Annotated in this window: 16 protein-coding genes; 8 read left to right on the forward strand and 8 right to left on the reverse strand. The window is 71.6% G+C overall.

Annotated elements, in window-relative coordinates; genetic code table 11:
* The first annotated feature begins 83 nt into the window (after positions 1-83).
* The 3 genes from ACZ4WQ_RS00810 to ACZ4WQ_RS00820 all read left to right on the forward strand — a co-directional run bounded on the left by ACZ4WQ_RS00810 (position 84) and on the right by ACZ4WQ_RS00820 (position 2,934).
* Positions 84-1,010 (forward strand): ABC transporter ATP-binding protein, encoded by a 927-nt coding sequence (locus ACZ4WQ_RS00810; RefSeq protein ID WP_311724911.1) that lies wholly within the window; start codon positions 84-86, stop codon positions 1,008-1,010.
* Positions 1,007-1,780 (forward strand): ABC transporter permease, encoded by a 774-nt coding sequence (locus tag ACZ4WQ_RS00815; RefSeq protein WP_398370284.1) that lies wholly within the window; start codon positions 1,007-1,009, stop codon positions 1,778-1,780. The genes ACZ4WQ_RS00810 and ACZ4WQ_RS00815 overlap by 4 nt, the downstream gene beginning before the upstream one ends.
* A gap of 167 nt (positions 1,781-1,947) precedes the next feature.
* On the forward strand, positions 1,948-2,934 hold the full coding sequence (locus tag ACZ4WQ_RS00820; RefSeq protein ID WP_385339491.1) for a COX15/CtaA family protein: 987 nt from the start codon (positions 1,948-1,950) through the stop codon (positions 2,932-2,934).
* Here the strand turns inward: ACZ4WQ_RS00820 and ACZ4WQ_RS00825 are convergent.
* The 3 genes from ACZ4WQ_RS00825 to ACZ4WQ_RS00835 form a co-directional block, all read right to left on the reverse strand.
* A complete protein-coding gene (locus ACZ4WQ_RS00825; protein WP_311724908.1) occupies positions 2,898-4,064 on the reverse strand; it encodes an amidohydrolase in 1,167 nt (388 codons plus the stop codon). The two genes, ACZ4WQ_RS00820 and ACZ4WQ_RS00825, sit on opposite strands and share 37 nt — an antisense overlap.
* Before the next feature lie 660 nt (positions 4,065-4,724).
* On the reverse strand, positions 4,725-5,096 hold the full coding sequence (locus ACZ4WQ_RS00830; RefSeq protein WP_398370281.1) for a hypothetical protein: 372 nt from the start codon (positions 5,094-5,096) through the stop codon (positions 4,725-4,727).
* Positions 5,097-5,138: 42 nt separating this feature from the next.
* Positions 5,139-6,080, reverse strand: a complete 942-nt coding sequence (locus ACZ4WQ_RS00835; protein WP_311724906.1) for a heme o synthase — start codon at positions 6,078-6,080, stop codon at positions 5,139-5,141.
* A 288-nt stretch (positions 6,081-6,368) separates the two neighbouring features.
* On the opposite strand from ACZ4WQ_RS00835, the gene tkt reads away from it, so the two are divergent.
* From tkt to pgl, 5 genes are read left to right on the forward strand one after another with little or no spacing between them, the layout of a single operon-like run.
* Positions 6,369-8,462, forward strand: coding sequence for a transketolase (gene tkt, locus ACZ4WQ_RS00840; RefSeq protein WP_398370279.1), 2,094 nt, complete (start codon positions 6,369-6,371; stop codon positions 8,460-8,462).
* Between the two features lie 44 nt (positions 8,463-8,506).
* Positions 8,507-9,649 carry a transaldolase gene (gene tal / locus ACZ4WQ_RS00845; RefSeq protein WP_361183626.1) on the forward strand — a complete coding sequence of 381 codons (1,143 nt, stop codon included), beginning with the start codon at positions 8,507-8,509 and terminating at the stop codon, positions 9,647-9,649.
* A gap of 6 nt (positions 9,650-9,655) precedes the next feature.
* Positions 9,656-11,191 (forward strand): glucose-6-phosphate dehydrogenase, encoded by a 1,536-nt coding sequence (gene zwf, locus ACZ4WQ_RS00850; protein ID WP_311724902.1) that lies wholly within the window; start codon positions 9,656-9,658, stop codon positions 11,189-11,191.
* On the forward strand, positions 11,188-12,318 hold the full coding sequence (gene opcA, locus ACZ4WQ_RS00855) for a glucose-6-phosphate dehydrogenase assembly protein OpcA (protein ID WP_311724901.1): 1,131 nt from the start codon (positions 11,188-11,190) through the stop codon (positions 12,316-12,318). Before zwf ends, opcA begins: the two co-directional genes overlap by 4 nt.
* Positions 12,315-13,097: a 6-phosphogluconolactonase gene (gene pgl, locus ACZ4WQ_RS00860; protein ID WP_311724900.1), complete on the forward strand. Its 783-nt coding sequence runs from the start codon at positions 12,315-12,317 to the stop codon at positions 13,095-13,097. The genes opcA and pgl overlap by 4 nt, the downstream gene beginning before the upstream one ends.
* 114 nt (positions 13,098-13,211) lie before the next feature.
* On the opposite strand, the gene pgi is transcribed toward pgl, so the two are convergent.
* The 5 genes from pgi to tpiA form a co-directional block, all read right to left on the reverse strand.
* On the reverse strand, positions 13,212-14,864 hold the full coding sequence (pgi, locus tag ACZ4WQ_RS00865; protein WP_358842657.1) for a glucose-6-phosphate isomerase: 1,653 nt from the start codon (positions 14,862-14,864) through the stop codon (positions 13,212-13,214).
* Positions 14,865-14,913: 49 nt separating this feature from the next.
* Positions 14,914-16,158 carry an MFS transporter gene (locus ACZ4WQ_RS00870; RefSeq protein ID WP_311724898.1) on the reverse strand — a complete coding sequence of 415 codons (1,245 nt, stop codon included), beginning with the start codon at positions 16,156-16,158 and terminating at the stop codon, positions 14,914-14,916.
* Between the two features lie 131 nt (positions 16,159-16,289).
* A complete protein-coding gene (locus tag ACZ4WQ_RS00875; protein ID WP_311724897.1) occupies positions 16,290-16,625 on the reverse strand; it encodes an RNA polymerase-binding protein RbpA in 336 nt (111 codons plus the stop codon).
* A 193-nt stretch (positions 16,626-16,818) separates the two neighbouring features.
* Complete coding sequence (gene secG, locus ACZ4WQ_RS00880) at positions 16,819-17,046, reverse strand: preprotein translocase subunit SecG (RefSeq protein WP_311724896.1); 228 nt, start codon at positions 17,044-17,046, stop codon at positions 16,819-16,821.
* A 132-nt stretch (positions 17,047-17,178) separates the two neighbouring features.
* Positions 17,179-17,955 carry a triose-phosphate isomerase gene (tpiA, locus tag ACZ4WQ_RS00885; RefSeq protein ID WP_385339477.1) on the reverse strand — a complete coding sequence of 259 codons (777 nt, stop codon included), beginning with the start codon at positions 17,953-17,955 and terminating at the stop codon, positions 17,179-17,181.

A 17,955-nucleotide genomic window follows, 5' to 3' on the forward strand; every position in this document is an offset into this window, starting at 1 on the left:
CACACCTAACTTGGCCTGCGGAAACGGGGTCGGTGACCGCCCTGCCCGCCGGCGCCGGCCGGGCGATTCGTAGACTGCCCGGCATGCGAGAAGAGCCCGCCGTCGACATCGTCGGCCTCGTCAAGCGGTACGGCTCGAAGACCGCCGTGGACGGGCTCGACCTGTCCGTGGCGCGTGCCGCCGTGACCGCCGTGCTCGGCCCCAACGGAGCGGGCAAGACCACCACCGTCGAGACCTGCGAGGGATACCGCCGGCCCGACGCCGGCACGGTCCGCGTCCTCGGTCTCGACCCCGTGACCCAGGCGGCCGCGCTGCGCCCCCGAATCGGCGTGATGCTCCAGTCCGGAGGGGTTTACTCCGGAGCGCGCGCAGAAGAGATGCTGCGCCACACCGCGGGCCTGCACGCCCACCCCATAGACGTCGACCTCCTCATCGAGCGGCTCGGCCTCGGCTCCTGCGGCCGCACGCCCTACCGGCGGCTCTCCGGCGGCCAGCAACAGCGCCTCGCGCTCGCCATGGCCGTCGTCGGCCGCCCCGAGCTGATCTTCCTCGACGAGCCCACCGCCGGACTCGACCCCCAGGCCCGGCGCGCCACCTGGGAACTCGTCCGCGATCTGCGCCGGGACGGCGTGACCGTCGTCCTCACCACGCACTACATGGACGAGGCCGAGGAGCTCGCCGACCACGTCGCGATCGTCGACGGCGGCAAGGTCATCGCCCAGGGCAGCCCCGAAGAGCTGTGCCGCGGCGGCGCGGAGAACACCCTGCGCTTCACCGGCCGCCCCGCGCTCGACCTGCCCTCCCTGCTCAAGGCGCTGCCCGCCGACTCCGCGGCCGACGAGCTGACCCCCGGCTCGTACCGCGTCACCGGCAAGATCGACCCGCAGCTGCTGGCCACCGTCGCCTCCTGGTGCGCCCAGAACGGCGTCATGCCGGACCGGATCTCGGTCGAGCGCCACACCCTGGAGGACGTCTTCCTCGAGCTGACCGGCAAGGAGCTGCGCGCGTGACCGCCACGGGAACCTTCACCCCCCAGCCGGGCGCGGCGCCGCTGCACCGCATGATCCGCACACAGGCGGCTCTGGAGACCAGGATGCTGCTGCGCAACGGCGAGCAGCTGCTGCTGACCGTGATCATCCCGTCCCTGCTGCTGGTGCTGTTCAGCACCGTCGACATCGTCGACACGGGCGCGGACGGCAAGGCCGTGGACTTCCTCGCCCCCGGCGTCCTCGCGCTCGCCGTGCTGTCCACCGCCTTCACCGGCCAGGCCATCGCGACCGGCTTCGAGCGTCGCTACGGCGTCCTCAAGCGGCTCGGCGCCTCGCCCCTGCCGCGCTGGGCCCTGATGACCGCGAAGACCTGCTCGGTGCTGGTCACCGAGGTGCTCCAGGTCGCGCTGCTGACCGTGATCGCGCTCGCCCTGGGCTGGTCCCCGCACGGCAACCCGCTCACCGTCGCCCTGCTCCTCCTCCTCGGCACCGCCGCGTTCTCCGGCCTCGGCCTGCTGATGGCGGGCACCCTGAAGGCCGAGGCGACCCTCGCGGCCGCCAACCTCGTCTTCCTGCTGCTGCTCGTCGGCGGCGGGGTGATGGTGTCGCTGGACAAGTTCCCGGACGCGGTCCGCGGCGTGCTGGAGCTGCTGCCGATCTCGGCCCTGTCGGGCGGCCTGCGGGATGTGCTGCGGGACGGGGCGGGGGTGCCGTGGGGCGATCTGGGGATCCTGGCGGTGTGGGCGGTGCTGGGGCTGGGGGCGGCGGCGCGCTGGTTCCGCTGGGAGTAGGGCGGGCTTCTGTAGGCGGGGGACTCCCCCCGACCCCCCTCGTGCTGCGTCTCCACGGGGGAGCGACTCCCCCCACACCCCCCTCGTGCTGCGTCTCCACGGGGGAGCGACTCCCCCCACACCCCCCTCGTGAAAAGCTGCACAAGCGCCCGCCTACGATGGGCGACGTGCCCTCTTCGCTGAACCCCCTTGAGCAGATCGCCCGCCGCTGGCAGCCCTCCGCGCGCTTCGTCGAACGCGCGGCGCTGGTCGCCGTGGTGATGACCGTGGTCATCGTGGTGACGGGCGGCGCGGTCCGGCTGACGCAGTCCGGGCTCGGCTGCCCAACCTGGCCGACCTGCACGGAGGACAGCCTGACGCCCACCCGCGAGATGGGCATCAACGGAGCCATCGAGTTCGGCAACCGCATGCTGACGTATGTGCTGTGCGCGGTCGTCGGCGTGTTGATCATCGCGGCCCGCGCCCGTACGCCGATGCGCCGCTCGCTCACCCGGCTCGGCTGGGCACAGTTCTGGATCGTGATGGGCAATGCCGTCGTCGGCGGCATCACGGTGCTCACCGGCCTGAACCCGTACATCGTCAGCTCGCACTTCCTCCTGGCCACCGCGCTGCTCGTGGTCACCGTCGTGACCTGGCAGCGCGCCCGCGAGGGCGACGCCGAGCCGCGCGACCTCGTCGCCCGTCCCATCCGTCAGCTGACCTGGCTGCTGGTCGGGGCGACCGGTGTGCTGATCCTCATCGGGACCGTGGTCAGCGGGGCCGGGCCGCACGCGGGCGACGCCCGGAAGGTGCACCGCATCCCGCTGGACTGGCAGGAGATCACCCAGCTGCACGTGGACTTCGTGTACATCGTGCTGGGCCTGAGCGCCGCCCTGTGGTTCACGCTGCGCGCCGTGAAGGCCCCGGCCGCGCTGCGCCGCCCCGTCGTCGAGTTCCTCGTCGTCCTGCTCCTCCAGGGCGTGATCGGCTACGTTCAGTACTTCACGCACCTGCCCGAAGTCGTCGTCGGCGTCCACATGTTCGGCTCCTGCCTGGTGCTGATCGCGGTGCAGCGGGTCCTGCTCTCCCAGCGCGAGCGCGCGGAGCTGCCCGCCCCGGTCGCGGCCCCCGCCCCGGCTCAGCCCGTCGCCGAGGCCGCCGGGTCCAGCCGGTAGACCCGGCGCGCGGTCCCGGCCGCGACGAGTGCGGCGATGCGCCGCGCCTCGGGCCGGGTGCAGACGCCGTCGGCGACCCACTCGGCCGCCAGCCGCGCCATGGCCCGTACGAACAGCCGGGCGCCGGTCACATACAGCTCGGGCAGCGCCCGCGCCCCGGTCGAGAACAGCAGCTTGCCGAACGGCGCCTCGCCGAGGGTCTCCCCCGGCCGCGGCCCGGCGTCCGCGTAGACGTGCGAAAAGGTCGCGGCCAGTTGGGCGGCGCGGCGGTGGTGCGGGCGGCCGGGCAGCAGCACCAGGTCGGTGCCGGCGCCCGCGGTGGCGTGCAGAAAGCCCGCGAGCGGCTGCGGGTCGGCGCAGTGCAGCTGTACGGGCAGGCCGGTCGCGACGGCGCTCCACAGCAGATGCTGAAGCAGCGCGGGGTCGGCGGGACGGGCGCGCGGAGTGCGTCCGCCGAGCCAGCGGTCCGCGGCGCGCCGCACCTCCCGGGGGTCCGGCGGGGTCTCGTCGCAGAAGGTGATGCCCAGGGCGAAGGCGGTGGCGTGCTGGGCCGCGGAGTACAGGGCCTCGGCGGTGTTGCCGATGAACGAGTCGACCGAGCCCGAGGTGTCCGCGACCTCCTCGGCCAGCGGCTCCAGCCGGATGACCTCGTGGACCGGGCCGTCCGCGGCCGCGGCCAGTTCGGCGGCCGAGGTGAGCTCGCCCGGCGACCCCGACTCCAGCAGGAAGGTGCCGATGCCCGCGCCGCGCAGCAGCAGCCGCCCCGCGTGGTACGCGCCCAGCTCGCGCCGCCGGGCGAGATAGCGGACGGGGGCGCAGTGGGCCTCCAGGCCGAGCAATGGGGGGCACCAGCGGCGTACGGCCAGGCCGGTCCAGCTGTCGAAGAAGGTGGTGCCCGCGGGGGCGGCGGCGCCGGAGCCCGCGGCGGCGGCGAGATGGGCCTCGAACGAGCCGAGGCCGAGCTCGGTGTGGAGGGTGCCGTGGCTGTGCTGGTCGATCAGCGGCGGCAGGACGCCGACCTCTGCATGCGGGGAGGGGTCCCAGGCGTCCTCCGGGGCGGCCGAGGAGGCCGGGTCGGCCGAAGTGCCCGTCGCCTCGTCCGTCACCGCCGCCTCCTCGCCGTCGGGCATCGAAGGGCTTAACGGGCGAAACGGTGGTGAGGTGTCGCCAGGCCCGCCCCCGAGCGTGACCCGCCCCGGCCCACCCGGCAAGAGCGCCCCTCGGGGACGGGAGGGTTTCCCCCCTCCCCGCCCCTTCCCGATCCCGGGGCAAGCCCCCAGCCCCCGCGCCCTCGCGGGTTCAGGGCCCCTGCCGATATGCGGCTCCGCCGTGTGGGGGGCTCCGCCCCAGACCCCGGGGTCCAGGGGCAAAGCCCCTGCCACGCGGCGGAGCCGCAAAGAGACACTGCGGGAAGGGGCGGGGTGGGGGCTGCGTCGATTTGCTGCTCCGCAGCGTGGCCGCCGCAGGCCTCAAGATCCGCCGGCCAGGGCCCAGGCCCGGCAGGGGCACCGACGCGAGGCCTGGAGCAGAGCCCGGCCCGGACCCCGGCGCCGGGCCCGGCGCGCGGTGGGCCTCCCTCCCTCGCCCCGAAGACAGCCCGGGGTCGGCTGGGGCCGCGCCCCTCGTTGCCCGCCGGGCCCGGGCTTGGCCCGACAAGGCGGGGCCGACCCCGTACGCGAGCCCAGCCCAGCCCTGGCCAGGGCCGGCGTGGACGCCAACCGCGCGGCGGGGCCCATGGAGATGCTGCGGGAAGGGGCGGGGCAGGGGAGAAAGAGCCGCCGCGGCGGGGGCTACGCGTTGGGCGGGCCGCCGAGTTGGATCCCGGCCATGCGGGTCCACTCGTACGGCCCGGTGCGTACCTTCGCCGCGAGCTCGCCGGCGAAGTCGTCGTGCAGGGTGATCCCCGCGGACTCCGCGGCGCGGCGGGCCGTGTCGTGGGACGGGGCGACCAGGGTGCCCCAGTCGCCGTTGGCCCCGACGAGGGCGACGCGGACGGTGCCTCGGCCGATGTGGGCGAGCTGGCCCTCGGCGCTGCCGCCGTGGTCCCGCGCGAAGGCGGTCATCTGGTGGGCGAGCCGCTTGACCTGCTTCTCGGCCTTGGCCGACGCGGCCTTGCCCGCGCGGCCCTCGGGCTCGGGCTCCGTCTGCGTGCTGTCTGCCATGAGACCGATGCTACCGGTCAGTAATCGGCGCGGGAAGGGTGATCAGCGCAGGAAGGGGTCCACGGCGACGGCGGCGAACAGCAACGACGCATAGGTGATGGACCAGTGGAACAGCCGCATCTCCTTGAGCTGCGCCCCCGTGATCCCGGCCTTGGCGCGCGCCTGAAGCGCATGCGCCTCCTTGAGCCAGAACGCGCCCAGCACCGCGGCCACGGTGGGGTAGAACCAGCCGGTGTAGCCGAGCGGCCAGAGCAGCAGCGAGACGACGACCATCACCCAGCTGTAGAGGACGATCTGCCGGGCGACCGCCTTGTTGCCCGCGACCACGGGCATCATCGGCACGCCCACGCGCGCGTAGTCCTCCTTCACCTTCATGGACAGCGGCCAGTAGTGCGGCGGCGTCCAGAAGAAGATGACGAGGAAGAGAATCACCGCGGCCCAGGAGAGCGAATTGGTGACGGCGGACCAGCCGATGAACACCGGCATACAGCCCGCGATGCCGCCCCACACGATGTTCTGCGCGGTACGCCGCTTGAGCAACATCGTGTAGACGACGACGTAGAAAACCAGCGCGCCGAGCGACAAAATCGCGGACAGCGGGTTGACCAGGAACCAGAACCAGGCCGTCGACCCGATCGCGAGCGCGAAGGCGAAGACCAGGCACTCGGCCGGCGAGACCATGCCGGTCACCAGCGGGCGTTGCGAGGTGCGGTCCATGAGCGCGTCGATGTCGCGGTCGTAATACATATTGAACGCGCCCGCGCCACCGGCCGACAGATAGCCGCCGACGCAGGTGGCGAGCACCAGCCACAGATCCGGGACGCCCTGGGCGGCCAGGAACATCACCGGCACCGTTGTCATCAGCAGCAACTCGATGACACGCGGCTTGGTCAGTGCCACGAACGCCTTGACTCGGGCACCGAGCGGCCGGCGGCTCCGGCTCGAATCGAGCACCCCCGCAGGACGGGAATCGACGGCCGTCACGCACACCCCTGGTAGAAGGCAAGAACAAGCAAGCACCGGACATGAAGAGCCGGTAAAGACTTGCGCGTACCACGCCACTCTAGACGTTGCGGATACGCCGCCCGCCGCCGGGGTCGGCTCGTGTTCGCGGAGCTCGTGGCCTCCGGGGGAATGCCGCATCTCCGGCATTCGTTCCCCGTATGCCGGGTACTCGCTCGAAAAGATGACCGTTGTTCCAGGGGTAGGCTCGACAAAGCCGGTGCGCATGTCGCCGGATATCGACATTGTGGAGAGGAGCCCTGACTCAGGGTGAGCACGAAGCCGACTACCACAGATCTCGAGTGGACCGATGTGGACCAGCGCGCCGTGGACACGGCCCGCGTCCTGGCCGCGGATGCAGTGCAGAAGGTCGGCAACGGCCACCCCGGCACCGCCATGAGCCTGGCCCCCGCCGCGTACCTCTTCTTCCAGAAGCTGATGCGGCACGACCCCTCCGACGCCGGATGGGTGGGCCGTGACCGGTTCGTCCTCTCCCCCGGTCACACCTCGCTGACCCTCTACATCCAGTTGTACCTGGGTGGGTTCGGCCTGGAGCTGGAGGACCTGGAGTCGTTCCGCACCTGGGGCTCGTTGACCCCGGGCCACCCGGAGCACGGCCACACCACCGGGGTCGAGACCACCACCGGCCCGCTGGGCCAGGGCGTAGCCAACGCGGTGGGCATGGCGATGGCCGCCCGCTACGAGCGCGGTCTGTTCGACCCGGAGGCGCCCGCGGGCGCCTCCCCCTTCGACCACACCATCTGGGCGATCGTCTCCGACGGCGACCTGGAGGAGGGCATCTCGGCGGAGGCCTCCTCGCTGGCCGGCCACCAGAAGCTCGGCAATCTGATCGCGGTGTACGACGACAACCACATCTCGATCGAGGGCGACACCGCGACCGCCTTCTCCGAGGATGTGCTGAAGCGGTACGAGGCGTACGGCTGGCATGTGCAGCGCGTCGAGCAGGCGCCCAACGGCGACTTCGACGTCCAGGCGCTGTACGCGGCGCTGAAGGCGGCGAAGGCCGAGACCGAGCGCCCCTCGATCATCGCCACCCGCACGATCATCGCCTGGCCCGCCCCGAACGCGCAGAACACCGAGGCCGCCCACGGCTCGGCGCTCGGCGCCGACGAGGTCGCCGCCACCAAGCGCGTCCTCGGCTTCGACCCCGAGCAGAACTTCGAGGTGGAGGAGCGAGTCATCGCCCACACCCGCGGTCTGCTCGACCGGGGCCGCGAGGCCCACGCCGCCTGGGACAAGAAGTTCCAGGAGTGGCGGGACAACAACCCCGAGCGCGCCGCCGAGTTCGACCGGATCAGCGCCGGTGAGCTGCCCGCGGGCTGGGACAAGGCGATCCCGGTCTTCGAGCCCGGCAAGGACGTGGCCACCCGCAAGGCCTCCGGCCAGGTGCTCAAGGCGCTCGGCGGGCTGCTCCCCGAGCTGTGGGGCGGCTCGGCCGACCTCGCGGGCTCGAACCTCACCACCATCGACGCGTCCTCGTCCTTCCTCCCGAAGGACAACCCGCTTCCCGAGGCCGACCCGTACGGCCGCACCGTGCACTTCGGCATCCGCGAGCACGCCATGGGCTCGACCATGAACGGTGTGGCGCTGCACGGCAACACCCGTATCTACGGTGGCACCTTCCTGGTCTTCTCCGACTACATGCGCCCCGCCGTCCGGCTCGCCGCCCTGATGAAGCTCCCCGTCACCTATGTGTGGACGCACGACTCCATCGGCCTGGGCGAGGACGGCCCGACCCACCAGCCGGTCGAGCACCTGAGCGCGCTGCGCGCCATCCCGGGCCTGAACATCGTGCGCCCGGCCGACGCCAACGAGACCGCCATCGCCTGGCGCGAGATCACCCGCCGCCACACGGAGCAGCCGGCCCCGCACGGCCTCGCGCTGACCCGGCAGAACGTGCCGACGTACGACGTCAACGAGGACGCCGCCAAGGGTGGGTATGTCCTGGCCGAGGCCGAAGGGCCCGAAGGGCAGAGCACTGCCCCGCAGGTGATCCTCATCGGCACCGGGTCCGAGGTGCAGCTCGCCGTCGAGGCGCGCGAGCAGCTTCAGGCCGCCGGCGTCCCGACCCGCGTGGTCTCGATGCCCTCGGTCGAGTGGTTCGAGGAGCAGGACCAGGCGTACCGGGACAGCGTTCTGCCGCCGTCCGTGAAGGCCCGTGTGGCCGTCGAGGCGGGGATCGGCCTGACGTGGTACCGCTTCGTGGGCGACGCCGGCCGCATCGTCTCGCTGGAGCACTTCGGCGCCTCCGCCGACTACAAGGTGCTCTACCGGGAGTTCGGCCTGACCGCGGAGGCCGTTGTCACCGCCGCCCGCGAGTCGCTTGAGACCGCCGGGCGCTGACGCCGTATACGAACCTGTAGCGACGAGTAGGAGATGCAAACCCGATGACAGACGCACTCAAGCGGCTGGCCGACGAAGGCGTCGCGGTCTGGCTCGACGACCTTTCGCGCAAGCGCATCACATCCGGCAATCTGGCCGAGCTGATCGACCAGAGCCATGTGGTGGGCGTGACCACCAATCCGTCGATCTTCCAGAAGGCGATCGCCGGCGGCGACGGCTACCAGCAGCAGGTGGCCGACCTCGCGACCCGCAAGGTCACCGTCGACGAGGCCGTCCGCATGATCACCACGGCGGACGTCCGGGACGCCGCCGACATCCTGCGCCCGGTGTACGACGCGACCGGCGGCCAGGACGGCCGGGTCTCCATCGAGGTGGACCCGCGCCTGGCGCACAACACGGCCGCCACCATCGCCGAGGCCAAGCAGCTGGCCTGGCTGGTGGACCGGCCCAACACCTTCATCAAGATCCCGGCCACCCGGGCGGGCCTCCCCGCGATCACCGAGGTGATCGGGCTCGGCATCAGCGTCAACGTCACGCTGATCTTCTCGCTGGAGCGCTACCGCGAGGTCATGGACGCCTTCCTGGCCGGCCTGGAGAAGGCCAAGGCCGCGGGGCTCGACCTCCAGAAGATCCACTCGGTGGCGTCCTTCTTCGTGTCCCGCGTGGACACCGAGATCGACAAGCGCCTCGACAAGCTGGGCACCGACGAGGCCAAGGCGCTGCGCGGCAAGGCCGCCCTGGCCAACGCCCGCCTCGCGTACCAGGCGTACGAGGAGGTGTTCGGCTCGCACGACAAGTCGACCGCGCCGTCCGAGCGCTGGGCCGCCCTGGACCGGGCCAACGCCAACAAGCAGCGCCCGCTGTGGGCCTCCACCGGCGTCAAGGACCCGGCCTACAAGGACACGCTCTACGTGGACGACCTGGTCGCCCCGGGCACGGTGAACACCATGCCGGAGGCCACGCTGGAGGCCGTCGCCGACCACGGCGGGATCACCGGTGACACGGTGCGTGGTACATACGAGCAGGCCAAGGCCGATCTCGACGCGCTCGCAGGCGTCGGAATCTCGTACGATGACGTTGTACAGCTCCTCGAGGACGAGGGCGTCGAGAAGTTCGAGGCGTCCTGGAACGACCTGCTGAAGTCCATTGAGGCGGAGCTGGGCCGCCTCGCTCCTTCGGAGGCGTGAGAGATCTTGTCACTTTCCACGAGCGGAGCCAATCCGCTGCGTGACCCCCGGGACCGGCGGCTTCCGCGCATCGCGGGGCCGTCGGGCCTGGTCATCTTCGGCGTCACGGGCGACTTGTCCCGCAAGAAGCTGATGCCGGCCGTCTACGACCTGGCCAACCGTGGCCTGCTGCCGCCGGGCTTCTCGCTCGTCGGCTTCGCCCGCCGCGACTGGGAGAACGAGGACTTCGCCCAGGTCGTCCACGACGCGGTCAAGGAACACGCCAGGACCCCCTTCCGCGAGGAGGTCTGGCAGCAGCTCGCCGAGGGCTTCCGCTTCGTGCCCGGCGAGTTCTCCGACGACGAGGCGTTCGAAAAGCTGCGGGGGACGATCGAGGAGCTGGACAAGGCGCGCGGCACGGGCGGCAACTTCGCCTTCTATCTGTCGGTCCCGCCGAAATTCTTCCCCTCCGTCGTCCAGCAGCTCAAGAAACACGGACTGTCCTCCGGGCCCGGCGACTCCTGGCGGCGCGCCGTCATCGAGAAGCCCTTCGGCCATGACCTGACCAGCGCCCAGGAGCTCAACCAGGTCGTCCACGACGTCTTCCGGCCGGGCGACGTCTTCCGGATCGATCACTACCTGGGCAAGGAGACGGTCCAGAACATCCTGGCGCTGCGCTTCGCCAACACCATGTTCGAGCCGCTGTGGAACCGCTCGTACGTCGATCACGTACAGATCACCATGGCCGAGGACATCGGCATCGGCGGCCGGGCCGGCTACTACGACGGCATCGGCGCGGCGCGCGACGTCATCCAGAACCATCTGCTGCAGCTGCTCGCGCTGACCGCCATGGAGGAGCCCTCCTCCTTCGACGCCACCGCGCTGGTCACCGAGAAGCTGAAGGCGCTCAAGGCCGTCAAGCTGCCGAAGGAGCTGGGCAAGCACACCGTGCGCGGCCAGTACTCCCACGGCTGGCAGGGCGGCCAGGAGGTGCTGGGCTACCTGGAGGAGGAGGGCATCGACTCCAACTCCAATACCGACACCTATGCCGCGATCAAGCTGGAGATCGACAACCGCCGCTGGGCGGGCGTGCCCTTCTACCTGCGCGCGGGCAAGCGGCTCGGGCGGCGGGTCACCGAGATCGCGGTGGTCTTCCAGCGCGCCCCGCACTCCCCCTTCGACACCACCGACACCCAGGAGCTCGGGGAGAACGCCCTGGTCATCCGGGTGCAGCCGGACGAGGGCGTCACCATCCGGTTCGGCTCCAAGGTGCCCGGCACCTCCATGGAGATCCGGGACGTGACGATGGACTTCGCCTACGGCGAGTCCTTCACCGAGTCCAGCCCCGAGGCCTACGAGCGGCTGCTGCTCGATGTCCTGCTCGGCGATGCCAACCTGTTCCCCCGCCACCAGGAGGTGGAGGAGTCCTGGCGGATCCTCGATCCCGTCGAGGCCTACTGGGACCAGCACGGCAAGCCCGAGCAGTACACGGCGGGCACCTGGGGGCCGAAGGCGGCGGACGAGATGCTCGCACGAGACGGACGGAGCTGGCGCCGGCCATGAACATCGATCTCACCGACACCACGTCCAGCCAGATCAACGCTGCTCTGGTCCAGGCGCGGAGGGCGGCGGGGATACCGGCCGTGGGCATGGTGCTCACCCTTGTCATCGTCACCGACGAGGGCAATCACTACGACGCGCTGAAGGCCGCGAGCGACGCGTCCAAGGAACATCCCTCGCGCATCCTGGTCGTCATCAAGCGGCCGGGGCGCTCGCCGCGCGACCGCAAGGTGGCCCGGCTGGACGCGGAGGTGCGGATCGCCGGCGAGAGCGGCACCGGCGAGACGGTGCTGCTGCGGCTCTACGGCGAGCTGGCGGCCCACGCCCAGTCGGTGGTGCTGCCGCTGCTGCTGCCGGACGCCCCGGTGGTGGTGTGGTGGCCGGACGACGCTCCGGAGCACCCCAGCGAGGACCTGCTGGGCCGGCTGGCGGCCCGCCGGATCACCGACGCCCAGGCCACCGAGGACCCGGTGAGCACGCTCGGGCTGCGGGCCAGGACATACACCCCGGGCGACACCGACCTGGCCTGGACGCGCATCACTCCGTGGCGCAGCGTGCTGGCCGCGGCGCTGGACCAGAAGCACTCGACGATCACCTCCGCGGTGGTCGAGGGCGAGGCGTACAACCCGAGCGGCGAGCTGCTGGCACTGTGGCTCGCCGAGCGGCTGCGGGTCCCGGTGCACCGGCAGGTCTCGGACGGCCCCGGGCTGACCGCGGTGCGGCTGGAGACGGCCGACGGCACGATCTGCCTGGACCGGGCGAACGGGTCGCTGGCCGAGCTGGCGATGCCGGGGCAGCCGGACCGGCATGTCGCGCTCCAGCGGCGGGACAAGTCGGAGCTGATAGCGGAGGAGCTGCGCCGTCTCGACCCGGACGAGATGTACGCCTCGGCGGTGAAGTTCGGGGCGAGCCGGCTCGGCAAGGGCGTGATGGGCTCGACCCCCGACCCGTCGGTGGCGCGAACCGGTTCCGCTGCCGGATCCGGCTCGGGCTCCGGTGGTGGCGGCAAGGCCGGCGCCGAGGCCCGTCCGGAGGCCCCGCGCCCGGTGCCCAAGGCCCCGGCGAAGCCGGGCGGCTCCGGTTCCGGCTCCAGTGGTGGCGGCAAGGCCACCGGCAGGGCGGCGTCGTGACCGCTCCGCAGGTGGTCGTCCACCGCGACAAGGAGCTGATGGCGCAGGCCGCGGCGGCCCGGCTGATCACCAAGGTGGTGGACGCCCAGTCCGCCCGCGGCTCCGCGTCGGTCGTGCTGACCGGCGGGCGCAACGGCAACGGCCTGCTGGCCGCGCTCGCCGAGGCGCCCGCCCGGGACGCGGTGGACTGGTCGCGGCTCGACCTGTGGTGGGGCGACGAGCGGTTCCTGCCGGACGGCCACCCGGACCGCAATGTCACCCAGGCGCGGGAGGCGCTGCTGGACTCGGTGGGTCTGGACCCGGCCCGGGTGCACGCGATGCCCGCCTCCGACGGCCCGTGGGGCAGCGATGTGGAGGCGGCCGCGGAGGCGTACGCCGAGGAGCTGGCCCGGGCCGCGCGCCCGGAGAACCACGGTGCGGCGCCGTCCTTCGACGTGCTGCTGCTGGGCGTGGGCCCGGACACGCATGTGGCCTCGCTGTTCCCGGAGCTGCCCGCCGTGCGGGAGACGGAGCGGACGGTGGTGGCGGTGCGCGGCGCGCCCAAGCCCCCGCCCACCCGGATCAGCCTGACCCTGCCCGCGATCCGCGCGGCGCAGGAGGTCTGGCTGCTGGCGGCGGGCGAGGACAAGGCCAAGGCGGTGACGATCGCGCTGTCGGGCGCCGGGGAGATCCAGGCCCCGGCCGCGGGCGCGTACGGCCGCCGTCGCACGCTGTGGCTGCTGGACCGGGCCGCCGCGGCGGGCCTGCCGCGCGAGCTGTACCCCCCGGCGTCGCCCTGACCGGAGGCGAGCCCTTGCAAAACCGACGGGCCGGACCGGGCCCACCCCGTGTGAGCGGGGCGAGCCCGGCCGGCCCGTCCGGCGTGTGCGGCTCTTTGTGTGTGCTCGGCGGCCTCAGCGGCCGCGCAGCGAGCGGTATGTGGCGACCAGCCCGGCGGTGGACGGGTCGAGACCCGGCACCTCGGCCCCCTCGGTGAGCGCGGGCTCGACGCGCTTGGCGAGGACCTTGCCGAGCTCCACCCCCCACTGGTCGAAGGAGTCGATGTTCCAGACGGCTCCCTGTACGAACACCTTGTGCTCGTACAGCGCGATCAGCTGACCGAGCACCGAGGGGCTCAGCTCGGCGGCCAGGATCGTGGTCGTGGGGCGGTTGCCGCGGAAGGTCTTGTGCGGCACCAGCTCCGGAGCCACCCCCTCGGCGGCCACCTCCTCCGACGTCTTGCCGAAGGCCAGCGCCTGGCCCTGGGCGAAGAGATTGGCCATCAGCAGGTCGTGCTGGGCGGCGAGCTTGGGGCTCAGGTCGGCCACCGGGTTGGCGAAGCCGATCAGATCGGCCGGGATCGTCTTGGTGCCCTGGTGGAGCAGCTGATAGTAGGCGTGCTGGCCGTTGGTGCCGGGCGTCCCCCAGACCACCGGGCCGGTCTGCCAGCTCACCGGCCGGCCCTCGCGGTCCACCGACTTGCCGTTGGACTCCATGTCGAGCTGCTGGAGATAGGCGGGGAACTTGGACAGGTAGTGCGAGTACGGCAGCACGGCGTGCGACTGCGCGTCGAAGAACTGCCCGTACCAGATGCCCAGCAGCCCGAGCAGCATCGGGGCGTTCTCCTCCGGCGGGGCGCAGCGGAAGTGCTCGTCGACGAGGTGGAAGCCGGCCAGCATCTCGCGGAAGCGGTCCTGGCCGATGGCGACCATCAAGGACAGGCCGATGGCCGAGTCGAAGGAGTAGCGCCCGCCGACCCAGTCCCAGAACTCAAACATGTTGTCGGTGTTGATGCCGAACTCGGCGACCTTCTCCGCATTGGTCGACAGCGCCACGAAGTGCTTGGCGACCGCTTCCTGGCCCGCGCCGAGACCGCTCAGCAGCCAGCGGCGGGCGGAGGTGGCGTTGGTAATGGTCTCGATGGTGGTGAAGGTCTTCGAGGCGACGATGAACAGCGTCTCGGCCGGGTCCAGGCCGCGCAGCGCCTCATGCAGATCCGCCCCGTCGACATTGGAGACGAAGCGGAACTCCAACTCGCGGTGGGTGTAGGCGCGCAGCGCCTCGAACGCCATCGCCGGGCCCAGGTCGGAGCCGCCGATGCCGATGTTGACGATGTTCTTGATGCGCTCGCCGGTGTGCCCTCGCCACTCCCCCGAGTGGATCCGGTCGACGAATGTGCCCATCTTGGTGAGCACCGCGTGGATTTCCGCGACGACGTCCTTGCCGTCGGACTCGATGACGGCGGAGTGGGGCGCGCGCAGCGCGACATGCAGCACCGACCGGTCCTCGGTGGTGTTGATCTTCTCGCCCCGGAACATGGCGTCCCGCAGCTGGGTCACGCCGGTCGCCGTGGCCAGCTCCCGCAGCAGCCGCAGGGTCTCGTCGGTCACCAGGTGCTTGGAGTAGTCCAGATGGAGGTCGCCGACCGACACGGTGAACCGCTCCGCGCGGCCGGGGTCCTGGGCGAACAGCTCGCGCAGATGTGTGTCGCCCAGCTCCTGGCGGTGTGCGGCCAGTGCGTTCCACTCGGGCAGCTGGTCGAGTCTGCTGCGGCCGTCTGCGTTCATCTCGGAATCAGCCCACTTCTTGTCGGTGCCTGGCCCCCGTGCCCCCAACCTAGTTGATCGGGGCCCGTATCCCCGGGACGAGGGCCACCAGGCCGCCGGCGAAGAGCACGGCGGCCGCCAGCGCCGGGGTGTTCAGCCCCCACGCCGCGGCGATGACCCCGCCGAGCAGGGCGCCGAGCGGGCTGCCGGCGATCGACAGGGTGCGGAAGGCGGCGCTGACCCGGCCCAGCATCTCGGCCGGGCTGCGCTGCTGCATCATCGTCACCTCCGTGACGTTCCAGATGATCCCGGCGAAGCCGAAGACCCCGAGGGCGGCCACGGCGGCCGGCAGCGTGCGGATCGTGCCCAGGGCGAGCAGGGCGGCGATCTGGACGAGGCCGCACACCATGATCGTGGGGGCGCGGCCCAGCCGCTCCGCCACCCGCGCGGCCACCAGCCCGCCCGTGACGCTGCCGATCCCGTACGCCGTGATGACGGCCGCGTAACCGCCGTCCCCTGCGCCCAGCCATCCGGTGATGTGCAGCACCAGCGTGGCGATGAGGGCGCCGATGCCGATATTGCACAGCGTGGTCGACACGCACAGCGCCCGCAGCAGCCGGTCCCGCCACAGCACCTTGATGCCCTCGCCCATGTCCCGGCGGATCGTGCGCCCCGGCGCCCGGGGCTCCCGCCGCGGCGCCCGCGCACCCCCGCCCAGCGAGGCGACCAGCGCGGCGGCGGCGAAATACGTGACCGCGTCGGCTATGTACGGCATCGCGATGCCGAGGCCCAGGGCCACCGGCACCAGCGGCGCGCCCACGAACCGGCCCATGACCTCCTGCCCGGTCATCAGCCTGGCGTTGGCCCGGCTCAGGGCCTCCCCGGGCACCACGGACGGCAGCAGGGCCGTGGCGGCGTTGTCGAAGAGGGTTTGCAGGGTGGTCAGCGCGAAGGCCAGGGCGAGCAGCAGGCCGATCGAGGCATGTCCCAGCCATACTGCGACGGCGAACGCGGCCATCAGCACCCCGCGCGCCGCGTCCACCGCCCACATCGCCCGCCGCTGGTCCACCCGGTCGGCGATGGCCCCGCCGAGCAGCCCGAACAGCAGCCACGGCAGAAATCCGCACGCGGTCACCAGCGCGACCAGCACCGCGGAGTCGGTCAGCGAGACGGCCAGCAGCGGAAGCGCCGCCCCGCGCAGCGCGTCCCCGAACCGGGACACCACCGCGGCCCCCCACAACCGCCCGAAGCCGCCCCGCCAGGCAAGCGGCACGGACCGCCCGGCAGCCTGCTCGTCCGCCTCCACCGTGGCCATGACGCCCCCTCCCGACCCGCACGGCACCTCACGTCACGACCGTAGCCCCCACCACTGACAACGGCCCGGCCGCGCACCCCCGTCAGAGGTGCCCGGCCGGGCCGTCGTACGTGCGTCGTCCCGCCTGTCGCTCAGATCTCGCCGCGAAGCTTGGCGAGAGCCTCGGCGAGGATCGCCTCGCCGTCGGCGTCGCTCCGCCGCTCCCGCACATACGCCAGATGCGTCTTGTACGGCTCGGTGCGCGGCGGGTCCGGCGGGCTGTCCCGGTCCTTGCCGGCCGGGAAGCCGCAGCGGGGGCAGTCCCAAGTGTCCGGGATCTGCGCGTCGCTGGCGAAGCTCGGCACAGTCTCGTGCCCATTCGAGCACCAGAAGGAAATGCGCAGCCGAGGCGCCGATTCGCCTCGCTCCGCTTCTCCCATCGGCCCCGCTCCGACCCGACTTCCACGGATCGCGTTGCCACTTGCCACGGTCGTAACTCCCTGCGTGATGGTGCCGCGAAGCATTGGTAGGCAGCTCCGCTGCCGGGCGCCCCAGTCTACGTAAGGCCCAACGCGCGTCCAGTAGGAGGAGTTACACCGCCTCCGGCCTTCGGCCGGGAGGTGCCCCCGAGGACGCAGACCCATGATAGGCCGCGCTCACGACGGTACGTCAGCTATCGGCTCAATCGAGCTTCATCAGCAGGCCGAGCACCACGATGCAGACGAACCAGAGCAGGCCGACGACGATGGTGATCCGGTCCAGGTTGCGCTCGGCGACCGAGGAGCCGCCCACGGACGACTGCATGCCACCACCGAACATGTCGGACAGACCTCCGCCCTTCCCCTTGTGCATGAGCACCAGCATCATCAGCAGGAGGCTGAAGATGATGAGGGCGATCGAGAACCCCATGACCACGGCTGGAACCAACTCTCTCGGGCTTGGACGGGACGGTAGGGAACGGGGGCCGGGTGGTGACGCGCACCACCTCGACCCCCGCCAGGGTACGCCGAGTGACCTGCTACGGCCTACTCACCGTCCTGCTCACTGGTCGCGGAACCGGACGATCTTGACGAACTCGTCCGCGTCCAGGCAGGCGCCGCCGACCAGCGCGCCGTCCACGTCCGGCTGCGCCATGATCGCGGCGACGTTCCCGGACTTCACCGAGCCGCCGTACTGGATCCTGACCTTGTCGGCCAGCTCCTGGCTGTACAGCTCGGCCAGGCGGCCCCGGATCGCCCCGCAGACCTCCTGGGCGTCCTCGGGGGTGGCCACCTCGCCGGTGCCGATGGCCCAGACCGGCTCGTACGCGATCACGATCCGCTCGGCCTGCTCGGCCGGGACGTCCTTGAGACCCCCGTCGACCTGCGCGAGCGTGTGCGCGACCTGGTTGCCCGCCTTGCGCACCTCCAGGCCCTCACCGACGCACAGGATGGGGGTGACGTCGTTCTTGAAGGCGGCCTTGACCTTGGCGTTGCACAGCTCGTCGGTCTCGTTGTGGTACTGGCGCCGCTCGGAGTGGCCGACGGCCACATAGGAGCAGCGCAGCTTGGCCAGCATCGCGCCGGAGATCTCCCCGGTGTACGCGCCGGAGTCGTGCGCCGAGATGTCCTGGGCGCCGTACTTGAGCTTCAGCTTGTCGTGCTCGACCAGGGTCTGAAGGGTCCGGAGGTCCGTGAACGGCGCCAGGACCGCGGCCTCGACGTCCTCGTAGTCCTTGTCGGTGAGCGAGAAGGTGATCTTCTGGACGTGGGCGATGGCCTCGAGGTGGTTGAGGTTCATCTTCCAGTTGCCCGCGATCAGCGGGGTGCGGTCACTCAC

The organism is Streptomyces sp. NPDC028305 (assembly GCF_055569495.1).

What these genes read in the sequence shown, in the direction of transcription:
- ACZ4WQ_RS00810 (WP_311724911.1), top strand. Translation starts at nt 84, where the DNA reads ATGCGAGAAGAGCCCGCCGTCGACATCGTCGGCCTCGTCAAGCGGTAC.
- ACZ4WQ_RS00825 (WP_311724908.1), bottom strand. Translation starts at nt 4,064, where the DNA reads ATGCCCGACGGCGAGGAGGCGGCGGTGACGGACGAGGCGACGGGCACT.
- ACZ4WQ_RS00830 (WP_398370281.1), bottom strand. Translation starts at nt 5,096, where the DNA reads ATGGCAGACAGCACGCAGACGGAGCCCGAGCCCGAGGGCCGCGCGGGC.
- tal (WP_361183626.1), top strand. Translation starts at nt 8,507, where the DNA reads ATGACAGACGCACTCAAGCGGCTGGCCGACGAAGGCGTCGCGGTCTGG.
- opcA (WP_311724901.1), top strand. Translation starts at nt 11,188, where the DNA reads ATGAACATCGATCTCACCGACACCACGTCCAGCCAGATCAACGCTGCT.
- pgi (WP_358842657.1), bottom strand. Translation starts at nt 14,864, where the DNA reads ATGAACGCAGACGGCCGCAGCAGACTCGACCAGCTGCCCGAGTGGAAC.
- ACZ4WQ_RS00870 (WP_311724898.1), bottom strand. Translation starts at nt 16,158, where the DNA reads ATGGCCACGGTGGAGGCGGACGAGCAGGCTGCCGGGCGGTCCGTGCCG.
- secG (WP_311724896.1), bottom strand. Translation starts at nt 17,046, where the DNA reads ATGGGGTTCTCGATCGCCCTCATCATCTTCAGCCTCCTGCTGATGATG.